10 protein-coding genes are annotated in these 14,375 nt (G+C 60.4%); all 10 read left to right on the top strand.

The features are described 5' to 3' along the window. Positions 1 to 2: 2 nt before the first annotated feature. The gene (clpB, locus tag OIM11_08900) at positions 3 to 2,588 is read left to right on the top strand and encodes an ATP-dependent chaperone ClpB (GenBank protein HJJ01237.1); all 2,586 of its coding nucleotides are present in this window, start codon (positions 3 to 5) and stop codon (positions 2,586 to 2,588) included. 124 nt (positions 2,589 to 2,712) lie between these two features. After that, positions 2,713 to 5,085, top strand: a complete 2,373-nt coding sequence (locus tag OIM11_08895) for an HAD-IC family P-type ATPase (protein HJJ01236.1) — start codon at positions 2,713 to 2,715, stop codon at positions 5,083 to 5,085. A gap of 102 nt (positions 5,086 to 5,187) precedes the next feature. Then, a complete protein-coding gene (locus tag OIM11_08890; GenBank protein HJJ01235.1) occupies positions 5,188 to 7,383 on the top strand; it encodes a hypothetical protein in 2,196 nt (731 codons plus the stop codon). 58 nt (positions 7,384 to 7,441) lie between these two features. After that, positions 7,442 to 7,579 carry a hypothetical protein gene (locus OIM11_08885; protein ID HJJ01234.1) on the top strand — a complete coding sequence of 46 codons (138 nt, stop codon included), beginning with the start codon at positions 7,442 to 7,444 and terminating at the stop codon, positions 7,577 to 7,579. A 9-nt stretch (positions 7,580 to 7,588) separates the two neighbouring features. Then, a complete protein-coding gene (locus tag OIM11_08880; protein HJJ01233.1) occupies positions 7,589 to 9,121 on the top strand; it encodes a TrkH family potassium uptake protein in 1,533 nt (510 codons plus the stop codon). Then, positions 9,118 to 9,756 (top strand): hypothetical protein, encoded by a 639-nt coding sequence (locus tag OIM11_08875; GenBank protein ID HJJ01232.1) that lies wholly within the window; start codon positions 9,118 to 9,120, stop codon positions 9,754 to 9,756. Before OIM11_08880 ends, OIM11_08875 begins: the two co-directional genes overlap by 4 nt. Next, a complete protein-coding gene (gene rsgA, locus OIM11_08870) occupies positions 9,753 to 10,736 on the top strand; it encodes a ribosome small subunit-dependent GTPase A (GenBank protein HJJ01231.1) in 984 nt (327 codons plus the stop codon). Before OIM11_08875 ends, rsgA begins: the two co-directional genes overlap by 4 nt. Positions 10,737 to 10,797: 61 nt before the next feature. Beyond that, positions 10,798 to 11,457 carry a molybdenum cofactor guanylyltransferase gene (locus tag OIM11_08865; GenBank protein HJJ01230.1) on the top strand — a complete coding sequence of 220 codons (660 nt, stop codon included), beginning with the start codon at positions 10,798 to 10,800 and terminating at the stop codon, positions 11,455 to 11,457. Positions 11,458 to 11,642: 185 nt separating this feature from the next. After that, on the top strand, positions 11,643 to 12,833 hold the full coding sequence (locus OIM11_08860; GenBank protein ID HJJ01229.1) for an ATP-binding protein: 1,191 nt from the start codon (positions 11,643 to 11,645) through the stop codon (positions 12,831 to 12,833). A gap of 168 nt (positions 12,834 to 13,001) precedes the next feature. Further along, the gene (locus OIM11_08855; GenBank protein HJJ01228.1) at positions 13,002 to 14,339 is read left to right on the top strand and encodes a trypsin-like peptidase domain-containing protein; all 1,338 of its coding nucleotides are present in this window, start codon (positions 13,002 to 13,004) and stop codon (positions 14,337 to 14,339) included. Positions 14,340 to 14,375 lie beyond the last annotated feature (36 nt).

Below are 14,375 nucleotides of genomic sequence, written 5' to 3'. Positions count from 1 at the left end.
AAATGAGAATAGACAAATTGGCGGTCACCGCGCAGGAGGCTTTGCAAAACGCAATCTCCATAGCGGCAGACATGGAGGCAGCGGCAGTCGAGCCGGAGCACTTGCTCAAGGCGCTGCTCGACTCCAACGAGGGAAACCTGACCGCAATCATTGAAAGGATCGGCGCAGACCCGCGTGCGATCGACATGGCAATAACTGAAGATTTGGAGAAACAGCCCAAGGTTTCGGGCACGATGCCCAATGTGAGCCAGCGTTTGGCAGCCGTCGTCGACGACGCTGTCAAAATCGCAGGCAAGATGGGCGATGCCTTTGCGACTACCGAGCATTTGCTCATAGCCCTGACCGAGGACAAAGGCGAGGCGGGCAAGGAGCTTTCGCTTGCCGGTGTGACGCGCAGTCGCGTCGAGCAGGTCTATGAGGAGCTGCGCGGCGATACGCGCGTGACCGATCGCGACTCGAAGACGCAGTTCGAGGCACTCGAGCAATATGGCAAAAACCTTACGCAAGAGGCTCGTGACGGCAAGCTCGACCCTGTCATCGGTCGTAACGACGAGATTCGTCACACCATTCAGGTTCTGGCGCGTCGTACCAAGAACAATCCGTGCCTCATTGGCGAGCCGGGCGTCGGCAAGACGGCCATCGTCGAGGGTCTCGCCCAGCGCATCGTTGCGGGTGATGTCCCTTCGACGCTGCTCAACAAGGAGATCGTGGCGCTCGACCTGGGCTCCATGGTCGCGGGTGCCAAGTATCGTGGCGAGTTCGAGGACCGTCTCAAGGCGGTGCTGCGCGAGGTCGAGCAGTCCGATGGCAACATCATCCTGTTCATCGACGAGCTGCATACCATCGTGGGCGCTGGCGCGAGCGAGGGTTCGCTCGACGCGGGCAACATGCTCAAGCCCGCCCTGGCCCGTGGCGAGCTGCATGCCATCGGTGCGACCACGCTCAACGAATATCGCAAGTACATCGAGAAGGACTCCGCACTCGAGCGTAGGTTCCAGCCCGTCATGGTAAGCGAGCCCTCCGTCGAGGAGACGGTCTCGATTCTGCGCGGCATTAAGGAGAAGTACGAGATCCATCACGGCGTACGCATCCAGGATTCGGCCATCGTGGCCGCAGCCCAGCTGTCCAACCGCTACATCACGGATCGCTTCCTGCCAGACAAGGCCATCGACCTCGTAGATGAGGCTGGTAGCCGCCTGCGCATGGAGATCGACTCGTCCCCGATGGAGATTGACCTGCTCGATCGCATGCTCACGCAGATGCAGATTGAGGAGCAGGCGCTCATGAAGGAGGATGACGAGCTTTCCAAGCAGAGGCTTGAGGAGCTGCGTGGCCAGATTGCCGAGCAACAGCAAGAGCTCGACAAGCTGCGTGCCGAGTGGTCCAACCAGAAAGACGCCATCAACCGCGTGCGCGAGATCAAGGCGGAGATAGACCAGGCGCAAAATGACGAAGACCGTTGCACGCGCGAGGGCGACCTCGTGGCGGCATCCGAGATCCGCTTTGGCAGGATTCCGCAACTCAAGGCAGAGCTCGAGGAGGCAACGGCCGTGCTCGAGGCGTCTCAGGACGATGACAGCATCCTCAAGGAGGAGGTTACCGCCGAGGATATCGCCGATGTCGTGAGCAGCTGGACGGGCGTGCCCGTGAGCAAGATGATGGAAGGCGAGATGGCCAAGCTCGTTGGCCTCGAGGACACCCTGCATGGGCGCGTCATCGGCCAGGAGGAGGCCGTGCATGCGGTTGCCGGCGCCATCAGGCGCAGCCGCAGCGGTCTTTCCGATCCGGACAGGCCCATCGGCAGCTTCCTGTTCCTCGGCCCCACGGGCGTGGGCAAGACCGAGCTCACCAAGGCGCTTGCGGAGGCACTCTTCGATGACGAGCGTGCGATGGTGCGTATCGACATGTCCGAGTACATGGAGAAGTTCAGCGTGCAGCGTCTTATCGGCGCGCCCCCGGGATATGTCGGCTACGAGGAAGGCGGCCAGCTCACCGAGGCCGTGCGCAGGCACCCGTATTCGGTCATCCTGCTCGACGAGATCGAGAAGGCGCATCCGGATGTCTTCAACGTGCTGCTGCAGGTACTCGACGACGGTCGTCTGACCGATGGCCAGGGTCGTGTCGTGAGCTTCAAGAACTCGATCATCATCATGACGAGTAACCTTGGCTCGCAGTTCATCCAGGAGTTCATGGAGACGGGTGACAAGGACGCGATGGATGCCGCCATCCAGAACGCCCTGCGTCAGTCCTTCAGGCCGGAGTTCCTCAATCGTATCGACGAGATCATCACGTTCACCTCGCTCGATATGGAGCACCTCGAGAAGATCGTCGAACTGCAGCTCGAGAAGGTGCGCGAGCGTCTGGCCGAGCGTCGCATCACGCTCGAGCTCACGCCTGCCGTGCTGGAGCGCCTGTCGCTTGACGGATTCGATCCGCTCTTCGGTGCGCGTCCACTCAAGCGCCTCATCCAGCACGAGGTCGTCGATCGCGTCGCCAACGAGATGGTCTCCGGCCATCTGCAGGAGGGCGATACGATTACCATCGACCTCGACGAGGACGGCGATTACACCGTGACGATCGGGGAGTAACGACGGCTCGAAGATGTGAGCAAACTATGTAGAAAGGGAGTCAGTTTTTGAAGCTGGCTCCCTTTTTCATGCGGGGGCAATCTTTACTGTTATTATCGAGCGTATGGAAGAGACGCAGCAACACATGCAGCCTATACAGGGTCTGAGCACGGCAGAAGTCAACGAGCGTATCGCCGCCGGCAAAGTCAACGAGAACGCCGATGTGCATACACGCAGCATCCCGCGCATCGTGCGTGACAACATCTGCACGCTCTTCAACCTCGTCAACATCATCCTTGCCATTGCCATCTTCTGGACGGGTTCGTATCGCAACCTCCTGTTCATGGCGATCATCATCTGCAACATCGTCATCGGCATCTACCAGGAGGTGCGCTCCAAGCTCACCATCGATCGCCTCTCGGTCATCACCTCATCCAAGGCGCACGTCATTCGTGACGGCAAGCAAATGAACATCATGCTCGACCAGATCGTTCTCGACGACGTCATCATGCTCGATTGTGGCGACCAGGTGCCTTCGGACTGCGAGGTCATCGAAGGCTCGTGCAGCGCTAACGAAAGCCTGCTCACGGGCGAGGCGGACCTCGTGCCAAAAAAGGTGGGCGACGAGCTGTATTCTGGAAGCTTCATCAGCTCTGGCTCCTGTGTGGCACGCGTCACGGCCGTGGGCGCAGACAACTATGCGACAAAGATCAACAACGAGGCCAAGGTCTATCGCAAGGTGCGCTCCGACATCATGGAATCGCTGCGCAAGATCATCAAGTTCGTCACCGTGCTCATCGTGCCCCTCGGTGCCGCGCTCGTCATCAAGGAGTGTTGGCTCGGCGGCGGCACGATCGACTCCGCGATTCTGCATACCTCGGCAGCGCTCGTCGGGATGATTCCGCAGGGGCTCATCCTGCTGACCTCGGCTGTGCTCGCCGTGAGCGTCATTCGTCTCGCGCAGCACAAGGTGCTCGTTCAGGAGCTGTACTGCGTCGAGACGCTCGCTCGCGTCGATGTTGTGTGCCTCGACAAGACAGGCACCATCACCACGGGCGAGATGGATGTCGACGAGGTCATTCCCTTCGACGGCGTGCCTTATGACGAGGCCCTGCACGCGCTCGTCGCGCTTGATGCGCTCTCGAAGGACGATAACGAGACCGCCAAGGCCATCAAGGCCTACATCACCGGACTCGAAGAGCGCCCCGATGCGCCCAAGGCCGTGCAGGGTGAGACGCGTTACGTGCCGTTTTCCTCCGAGCGCAAGTATTCGGGTGTTTGCTACGGCAGCGATGCTGGCAACTATGCCATGGGTGCGGCCGAATTCGTCTTGAAAGGGTCTGACGAGTTACCCGAGGTACTCGAGAAGATCGAGCGGCTTGCGGGCGTGCGTCGCGTGCTCGTGCTCGCCAAGGTCGCCGACTTCGACAAGGAAGACGAGATCGTCGGGCCGGTCGAGCCGCTCGCGCTCATCTTCATCCGCGATCGCGTGCGTCCCACGGCAGCCCAGACGCTCGACTACTTCAAGCAGCAGGGCGTACGCATCAACATCATCAGCGGTGATGCGGTCGAGACGGTATCGAACATCGCCGCCTCCGTGGGCGTGCCCGATGCCGACAAGTGCATCGACATGAGCACCGTGACTACCGAGGAAGAGCTACGCGAGGTGGCGCGCACCTGTCGCGTCTTCGGGCGCGTGAGTCCCGCGCAGAAGAAGCAGCTCGTCGTGGCGCTGCAGGATCAGGGCCATACCGTCGCCATGACCGGCGATGGCGTGAACGACGTCCTCGCTCTGCATGCGGCAGATTGCTCGGTCGCCATGGGCACGGGATCGGATGCCGCGCGCAGCATCGCCCAGCTCATACTGCTCGACGATGACTTCGCCTCGATGCCGCCCGTCGTCGCCGAAGGTCGTCGCTCCATCAACAACCTGCAGCGGTCGGGCTCGCTGTTTCTCGTCAAGACGATCTTCTCCGTTGTCATGTCACTCATGTTCATCTTTATCGTGAGCTATAACTATCCCTTCGTGACCATCCAGCTCACGCTCATCGATGCCTTCACTGTGGGCATCCCGTCCTTTGTCCTCGCACTTGAACCCAATCGTGACCTCATTCGCGGCGAGTTTCTACGCAACGTCATCACGCGCGCCATACCGGGAGCCATCTGCGTCATAACCTCGGTTGTCATCGCCGTCATATTCTGCTTCGTGACTGGTCACTCTCAGGATCAGTTCTCGACGATGTGCGTTGTCTTGACCTGCGTCTCGGGCGTCAACCTCGTCATTCGTCTTTCGATTCCCTTCAATTACATACGTACGGCGCTACTCATCGTCATTCTCGCAGGACTGGTGCTCGGCATATTCGTCTTTGGCCCCGTCTTCATGCTCGTGCCGCTCACGGGCGAGATGGCCATTGCCACCCTCGTCGCCGCGCTGTTCATCACGGTTCTCTTCAACGTCCTCTTTAACGTTGCACTCGATCGGGAGCGCGCCTATCTCGATTCGCTTGCGGGCGAGTAGGCATCCCCTGAGAAAATGAGACAGTTGCTCAGAGCAACTGTCTCATTCCCGTTCTGCCCCGTCCGTGCCATATGCCACCTGAACGGCTATAATCCGCGTATTATGTTGCCCCGATTTCACTGGTCCGATATCACGACCGTCGGTCACTACCTTGGCGTGCTCATTCTGATGACGGGCGCGGCTATGTGCGTGCCTGCCGTCATCGCTCTTGTCTTCGGGGAGTTCCGCCAGCTCGGGTCTTTTATCGCCGGCATCGGCGTATGCCTGACCGTCGGGTCAGCGCTACGCTTCTTCAAGGCGCGCGGACTTGACCGACGTCGGGCGCTGCTTCTCGTGGGTTTTGGCTGGATTGTCATCGGCATCGTCTGCGCGGTTCCGCTGCTTCTGTCTGGTTCGTTCAGCTCGTGGTTCGATGCGCTCTTCGATTCCGTTTCGGCGCTTACCACGACGGGTGTGACGCTCGTGAACGACGTGGATTCCCTGAGCTACTCGCAGATCACCTGGCGCGTGATCATGTCGTTTTGTGGCGCGTTGACGGTCGTCGTCATCGCCATGTACTCCGGATTCTTTGGCGAAGGTTCGCGCGTCTTCATGATGAACGAACGCCGCGACGGGGAGCGCACGCGGGCGCGCATCAGCGAGACCTGCCTTTCGGTCCTGCGCGTATACGGGAGCTTTGCCCTTGTCGGGGCACTTGCCGCGACGGTGATCTGCCTGTTTTTGGGGCTGCATCCCGTCGATGCGATCATGAACGGCTTCTGGCTTGCCCTGACCGCCATCGGCACGGGTGGTTTCGTGCCCCATACCTCCGACCTCATCTATTACCATTCGCTTCCCCTGCAGTTTGTGCTGAGTGCCCTCATGATTGCCGGGGCGATCAGCTTTGCCGTGTACGCATACGCACGCGCTGGACGTTTCAAGCACATCAAGCGCAACGCAGAGCTACGCGTATATGCCCTGTGGATCGTGGTGCTCGTCGCCTTCGTGACATGGATCATGACGCGCGAGGACATCTTCACGAGCTTGGGTGGCCTCATGCAAAACGGCCTCTCCACGGTTATCTCCGCTGCGACCACCTGCGGCATGCAAGCGGTCTATCCCGAGCAAATCGGCGGCACCATCACAGACGGCGTAGTCATCCTCATCATCGTCGCGATCCTCTTTGGCGGCTGCGCGTATTCATCGGGCGGCGGCATCAAGTTCGTGCGCATCTTGCAGGTGCTGCGCTGGATCAAGTACTCGATTCTCGTGCGCCTGGCTCCCGACAACGCACGCGTGCGTATCAAGTACGAGCACTTCGGATCGCAGGCGTTGAGCTCCGAGGACGCGATGATCGCGATGACGGTCTTCATCCTGTATCTGGGTACGGCGGCACTTGGCTCCATGGCCTTCATCGCCTTTGGCAACGATGCTCTCAACTCGGTTTTCGAGGCCATCAGCTACGTGACCAACTGCGGTATGACGACCGAAATCACGCAGGCCGGCCTACCCTTTGGACTCAAGATCGTCGCCTTGCTCCTCATGTGGGCCGGGCGCGTCGAGTTCATCGCGCTCATCGGCGCCATTGTCGGTATCCTCATTTCGTTGCATCCCGACAACCTCTTCAGTAACGACAGGTCACGTGACCTGCGCATATTCAAGCGTAAGAATAGCGGTGGATTGGCCTGGCGTAGTCGCAAGCGCCAGGAATCAAAACAGCGTGGAAAGACGCTTGTCGTGGCGGGGATGCTCGTCCTCAGTCTCGGTTGCCTTGGCGTGGGCGCACCGGCGGCAAGCGCCGTCTCGAACGGTGCGCAGGTTCCCGTGCACGAGGTGGAGTCGCTGAGCAACCCGTCGGCCTACAGCTCGGTGGACATTCATGCGCTGCTTTCCGCGGGCACGCGCCAGAACGACAGGGAGGTCGTCTTCACGGGCGAGGCAACGGGATCTCCCATCATTGCCGATGCCAATCATGTGTGGGTAAACGTGAAGAATGGCGGCGCGATGGTCGGTGTCTACATGGACGCGCAGCTTGCCGAGCAGATCACGCATTACGCACGCTACGAGCATACGGGTGACATGATTACCGTACAGGGCGTGTATCACCTGGCTTGCGCCGACCATAACGGTGAGCTCGAAGTGCATGCCGAGAGCATCGAGGTCAATGCCCAAGGTGAGAGCTGGACTAGTACCGTCAGTCCCGCGATGTATGTCTTCGGCATCATTTTCATCGTGCTTGGATTTGCCCTGACGCTTTTGCGTCAGACCTTGCACGGAAGGATGCGGCTCAGGAATCTGTTCAAGTGGGAGAGAAACTGACGAAGCGCCGATAGGCGATTCGTTCATGGCTATAATAGGCACGGCAAGGAGGAGAGGCATGAAAGCGGTATTTCAGAGGCACGTGCAAAAAAAAGGCAGTCCGGTCATCGGCATGCTTGTCGTGCTCGCCTCGATATGCGCCTTCCTCGCCTTCCTCGCCGTTGTCACGGTTATCGTGCATCTTATCGTGATGTAGGCGGCCATCTTGATTACTCGGCTTCATCTGGAGGACTGGCGTATCATCGGCCATTACCTTGGCGTGCTGATCCTGCTTGTCGCGATTGCCATGATACCGCCCTTCATCATGTCCCTTTGCCTCTCCGAGTTCTCGACGGCAGTCGACTTCCTGCTCTCCATCGGCATCACGGGCATCGTGGGAAGCGTCTTGCTTTTCTCGAAGGTCGAGCTTGCCACGCTCGATTGGCGTCAGTCCCTCGTCATCACCGGCTTGTGCTGGGTGGTTCTTTCCGTGTTCGGCGCTTTGCCGCTTTGGATGTCGGGCCATTATGATGGGTATCTTGACGCGTTCTTCGAGTCGGTCTCGGCATTCACCACGACGGGCATGTCGCTTTGTGTCGATGTGGATCACATGGCCCTGTCGCTTTCCGTTTGGCGCTGCCTCATGCATCTCATCGGCGGCATTGGCGTTGTCGTCATCGCGCTTGCGCTCGGTGTCTTTGGCACGGGGTCGGCGGCTGCGTCGTTGTACCATGCCGAGGCGCGCATGGGGCAAGTCATGCCCGGCATCAAGCAAACCTCGCAGTTCATTTTGAAGCTAGCCGCGGTCGTCGTCGTGGCAGGTACTCTCGTCTGCATCATTCCGTTGCTCGCTGTTGGCACGGAGCCCCTGCGCGCGGTGATTAACGGCTTTCTCGTGACGGCGGCCGCCTTCTCGACGGGAGGCATGACGAGCAGCGCTTCGGGCATCATCGCGTTCCATAGCTGGCCGCTCGAGGTTTGCGCTCTCGTGCTTGCCGCCTTTGGGTGCATTAACTTCGTGCTCTACGGTGACATATGGAAGGGCATATTCCGCAACTTCTTCAAGGACATCGAGATTCGCACGATCTTCGTCTGGGTTACGCTGCTCGCGGTGCTCATGGCCTTTGCCCTGGCGGGCTCGTATTTCACCACGACGGGGGGAGTCGTGCGGCGTGGCTTGTTCGAGGTGCTCTCGGGCGGCTTCAACCTCGGCTTCTCGACGCTCCAGGGTGGCCAGATTCTCTTTGCCATGGGTTCGGGAGCGCTCTTCGTCATCATCCTGTCGATGACGATCTGCGGCTCCTCGTCCTCGGCATCGGGTGGCATCAAGGCGCTGCGCATCGGCATTATCGCGCGCTCCGTCGTGCAGGCCATCCGTGAGGCGCTCGCTCCCGACCGCGCGCGTCCCCGCACCTTCTATTTCCAGAAGGGCCGACATCGCCTCACGCCAGAGCTCGTGTCCTCGGCTATGATCATTTTCCTGCTCTACATGGTCACCTACGCCGTTGGCGCCATCGCCGGCATTGCCTATGGCTACGAAGCGCTGCCCGCGATTTTCGACTCCGTCTCGGCGGCATCGAACACGGGGCTTTCGCTGGGCGTCGCCGCACCCGGCATGCCCAATGGTCTCGAGATCATCTACATTTTCGAGATGTGGCTCGGTCGTCTCGAGTTCATCGCGATTCTGGCGATGGTCGTCGAGATGCTTGCCTTCCTCGTCCCGCATCGGCGTTCGAAGTGGGTGCGGAGGAAGAAATGAAAAGTCGCGTGACATGCGGTTTCGTTCTTGCATGCGTCCTGGCGCTCGCGGGCATGATGCTGCCCGCGTTTGCCGCGCCGTCGGATATCCAAAATGCCGGTGGTGGCAACCTCGAGATCGGCTCTCTCTCGGATCGCTTCGAGTCTCTCGACAAGCTCGGGAACTCCCTGACCGACGAGGAAAACGTCGTCATCGAGACGCGCGTAGGCGTCCTGGTCTCGACGAATCGCGCCCTCAACAACAGCGAGGTGAGCTTCACGGGCGAGGCTGTGGGAGGCGTCGTCAATGCGGGCGAAGGCTACAAGTGGGCCAATATCAGAGGTACCTCAAATGCCGTCATCAGCGTCTACCTGTCCGATGACCTTGCCAAGCTCATCCAAAACGTCGGCGATTACCATACGACGGGCACCACGCTCAAGATTACGGGCACCTATCACATCGCCTGTCCGGAGCACGAGGGCGAGCTCGACGTGCATGCATCTGCCGCCGAGGTCACAGACAACGGCGGCCCGGTGACGCACATGGTCGTGCCGGGGCGCCTTGAGGCGGCGCTGGCGCTCTGCGCGGTGGCGGGCCTGTTCCTCATGCTCTACTTGCTCGCACGGCGGTATTTCCAGAGAAAGGCGCAGACATGATGTCCTTTGACCGCCTCGCCTATCGCAAGTCAGCGCGCGAGGCATTCGAGGAGGCAAACGCCAAGCTCACGCGCGAGGGCAAGCCCTGCGAGCCGGGTTGCGTCATATCGCTTGACCGAGGCTATCCGCTCGTGTGCACGCCGTATGCGACCGAACGTGCCGAGCTGGCGACCTCCATCAAGAAGAGCGACGACAGCATCGTGGCGGTGGGGGATTGGGTGGCGTTGCATCGCCCGCATGGCCACGAGAAAGCCGTCATCGAGTGCGTGCTGCCCCGTCGCAACGAAATCGCGCGCGTCAAACGCATCGGACGTGAGCGACAGCCGCGTCGTCAGGTGTTGGCCGCCAATGTCGACATCGTGCTCATCTGCCAGTCCCTTACGGGCGAGGGAATCGACGAGGGACTGCTCGTGCGGCAGATGGTGGCTGTCGCGGGGTGCAAGGCGACGCCAGTGTTCGTGCTTACGAAGGGGGATATGGCAGACGAGGCCGCCATCGAGGCCATCCGCGAGCGTATTCGCCTCATCGCCCCGGAGGCATCCCTCTTCGTTGTCTCCGTCGAAGACGAGGATTCCATTGACGAGCTGCGCGGGATTTTCTCCGACTACACGACGGGGCTTTTGCTCGGGGAAAGCGGTGTCGGTAAATCCTCGCTCGTCAATGCACTTTTGGGCGAGGAGGCTCTGGCGACAGGCGATGTGCGTGCATCGGACGACAAGGGGCGCCACACTACGGTGGCACGGCGCATGATACCGTTGCCGCAGGGCGGTCTCATCATCGATGCGCCTGGTTTGCGCACGTTGCAGATTCTCGACATGGAGACGAGTCTCAAGCTCGCCTTCGACGACATCGCGCAGGCTGCGCTGGGTTGCCGTTTTCGCGACTGCACACATGGCGACGAGCCGGGCTGTGCCGTACGCGACGCCGTTGCACCGGAACGTCTTGAAGCGTATCGACGGCTTCTTTCGAGCGGGCGTTAGTGTTACATTATGCAAACACGTCTCGACGCGGCCTACGCGTGGCAAGTTGAGCGGAGGGCTCATGAGCAAAAGCGGTAACCTGACCATCGTCTTGCAGGCAGGCGGCGAATCACGGCGCATGGGCCGCAGCAAGGCCACTGTTCCCTTCTTGGGAGAGCCGCTCATCTGGCGCGGCATCAATCGTCTGCTTCCGCTGGCAGACGAATTCATCATCACCACCAACGAGCCCGAAAACCTCGATTTCCTCGACGATCTGGTCGAACTCGGAAAGATTCGCCTCGTCACCGATGAGTACGACCAGCGAGGTGCCCTGCGCGGCGTCTACACGGCTGTCAACGCGGCATCCAACGAGTACGTGGCGCTTGTCGCATGCGACATGATCTTCCCCTCGCGCAATCTCATAAGTGCCGAGCTCGAGGCCCTGATGGAGGAGGGTGCCGATGCGGCCGTCCCCAAGACGAAGCATGGCTACGAGCCCTTCCATGGCGTTTACCGGCGCTCGAGCTGCCTGCCCGTCATCCACGAGGCGACGGAGGCGGGCGAGGCCAAAGCAAATGCCTGGCTCGACAAGATCGACGTCGTGGAGTTCGACGGGCAGCGCGTTGCCGAAGCCGAGCCGCGTGGCGGATGCTTCATCAACGTGAACACACCCGAGGAGCTTGCCGATGCCCAGGAGCGCATTCTCTCAGGCAAGATAGCCGAGCGCGAAGAGTTCGAGTAGGGACGAGACACATTGGACAGGTACATCTGTCTCACTGCATGCAGTGAGACAGATGTACCTGTCCAATGTGTCTCGTCCCTACAACTGTCATTTCGAGCGAAGCGCAGCGGAGTCGAGAAATCTCTCACTGTCCTATTGAGCAAATTTGCGCTACTATTGAGCAAAATTGCTCAATAGGAGGTCCAATGACTCTGCCATCCTATCAACGGCCCATCGTGAAGACGCTCGTCAAACGTATGGGGGAACCACGCAGGTTCATTCAGATGCTCATCGGACCCCGTCAGACGGGCAAGAGCACCGCGATTCGGCAGGCCCTCGCGCACATCGACATTCCGGTGCACACGGCGCTTGCAAGCGTTGACTTCTCGAGCCGCGATTGGCTCCGTGCGCAGTGGCAGCAGGCTCGGACCCTGATCAACGAGAGGAATCCATCGGCCCTGCTCGTCATAGACGAGATCCAAATCGTCGACCAGTGGTCGTCCGTCGTCAAGGAGCTATGGGACGAGGATGCCTGGAGCGGGGTGGACCTGCGCGTGGTGCTGAGCGGGTCATCCTCGCTGTTGATCCAACATGGTCTCAAAGAGGGACTTACGGGACGTTTCGAGATCATCCGAAGCACGCACTGGAGCTTTTCCGAATGCGAGGTCGCCTTTGGCTATACCTTAGATGAGTATCTGTTCTTTGGCGGCTATCCCGGCAGCGCTCCGCTAAAGGACGACAGGGAGCGTTGGCTTGATTACATGAACGACTCCGTCATAGAGCCGAGCATATCGAAGGACGTCGTCGCGTTGGAGGAAGTGCGCAAGCCGGCTCTCATGCAGCGCCTGTTCAGGCTCGGGGCAGCAAGCTCGGCCCAGGAGCTTTCCTACAGAAAGATCATGGGACAGCTCGACGATGCGGGAAACACCACCACGCTAGCCCGTTATCTGGACCTACTCAATGATGCGGGGCTGCTCTGCGGCCTGAGCAAGTTCGACCCCAAGCTCATCCGCGAAAAGGCGAGCTCACCTCGCTTCATGGTCTACGACACGTCTTTGATGACGGCATCTTATGGCATGTACCGGGACTTCCTCCTGAGCGATGCCGAGCGCCGCGGCCATCTGGTGGAAAGCGCCGTCGGGGCGTTTCTTCTCGCGCGCTCGAAGGCCGAGCATTTCGAGGTCCATTGGTGGAGGGATGGCGCAAACGAGGTGGACTTCGTGCTTTCGCAAGGCGGGTCGACGATGGCCATAGAGGTGAAGAGCGGACGTATTAAATCGCTCAAGGGACTGACGGCTTTCGTGAACAGGTTTCCCGAGGCACGTACGCTGGTCGTTGGCTCTGCCGATTGCCCTGTTGAGTCGTTTCTTCGCGGTGAGGTGCCCCTCTTCGCCTAGTCCGCCTTTCAATCTTTGTTCAAGCTTCGGGTCGTATCATCGTGCGCGGAGACGACGCGCCCCTTTGTTACGGTTTCGTGTTAATGCACCACTGCGCGGGGCGATTCTTCTCCACAAAGGCTACTATGACAACACGCAGGTTTATTCGCTCGAAAGTGAGGGCTTAACATGAATCAAAGCGGCTCCGATAGGCCGGTTCCCCCCGAGGGCGCGCAAAGCGCACCTCCCGTCACACCGCCATCCACACCCCCTGTCACCAATCAGAGTGCCCCCAAGACAAAGCAGCCCAAGTCCAAGGACTCCAAGGGCGGCCTCAGGTCGTTCCTCTACGGATTGCTCGGCGGCGTCGTCTCCGTCGCGCTCGTCCTGTGCCTGGGTAGCTTCACCCCCGTGCTCGACGCCTTCAAGGGTGCGACGGTGACCTCCAGCAACGGCAACGTCGTCATCAGCCCCGACGAGGACGATGTGACCCTTGCCGAGGCCGTGGCGGCCAAGTGCCTTGGTTCCGTGGCGACCATCTACGTGTACTCCGATAGCGGCTCGTCCAACCCGTTCTTCGGGACGAGCAGTTCCTCCAACCAGCCTTCCTCCCTCGGCAGCGGCGTTGTCATCTCGAGCCAGGGCGACACCTACTACATCGTCACCAACAGCCACGTCGTCAACGGCGCCTCGCGTGTGACGGTCACGATTGGCGATGCCAGCTACGAGGCGCAGGTCATCGGTCAGGACGCCAAGAGCGATCTGGCGGTTGTCAGCATCAAGGCCACGGGCCTGGTCCCCATGGAGTGGGGCGACTCGGCCGACCTCAGCGTTGGCGAGTGGGTTATGGCCATCGGTGCACCCTATGGCTACGAGCAGACGGTCACCACCGGCATCGTCTCGGCGATGTACCGCTCCGACGTGCTGCAAAGCGGCACGGGCTCGAGCTCCGTCTACACCGACATGATCCAGACCGATGCGGCCATCAACCCGGGCAACTCCGGTGGCGCGCTCGTCAACGACAGGGGCGAGCTTATCGGCATCAACACCTATATCTCCTCGACCTCGCAGTCGAGCGCGGGCCTGGGCTTTGCCATCCCGTCCAACACCGTGAAGCGTGTCGCCGAGCAGATCATCGCCGGCCAGCCGGTCACCCATGCCTTCCTGGGCATCACCATGGCAGCCTCGACCGAGCCCGCGGGTGTGGCCGTGACGAGCGTCTACAAGGACACGGCTGCCGCGACTGCGGGTCTTCGCACCGGTGACGTGATCACGAGGATCGACGGCGAGGACATGGCAAGCCCCAATGACGTGAGCATCGCCGTGAGCTCCAAAAACGCCGGCGATACGATCCAGATCACCTACGTGCGCAACGGCCAGGAGGCGACCACCACGGCAACGCTGGGTGCCGACGACATGAATCCCAGCGAGTATGCCGATGGCGGCGCTCCGGTGCAGAACAATAGCGGCAACGGCGGGAACAGTGGCAACGGTTTCGGGTTCAACTTCAATCCGTTCGGACGCTAGACGCCAACTACATAACCGACGGCATGCAAGGACCGG

This window comes from Coriobacteriaceae bacterium (assembly GCA_025992705.1).
In the GTDB taxonomy this organism is placed as follows: Bacteria; Actinomycetota; Coriobacteriia; order Coriobacteriales; family QAMH01; genus QAMH01.
This window is presented reverse-complemented; position numbering and strand designations above follow the sequence as displayed.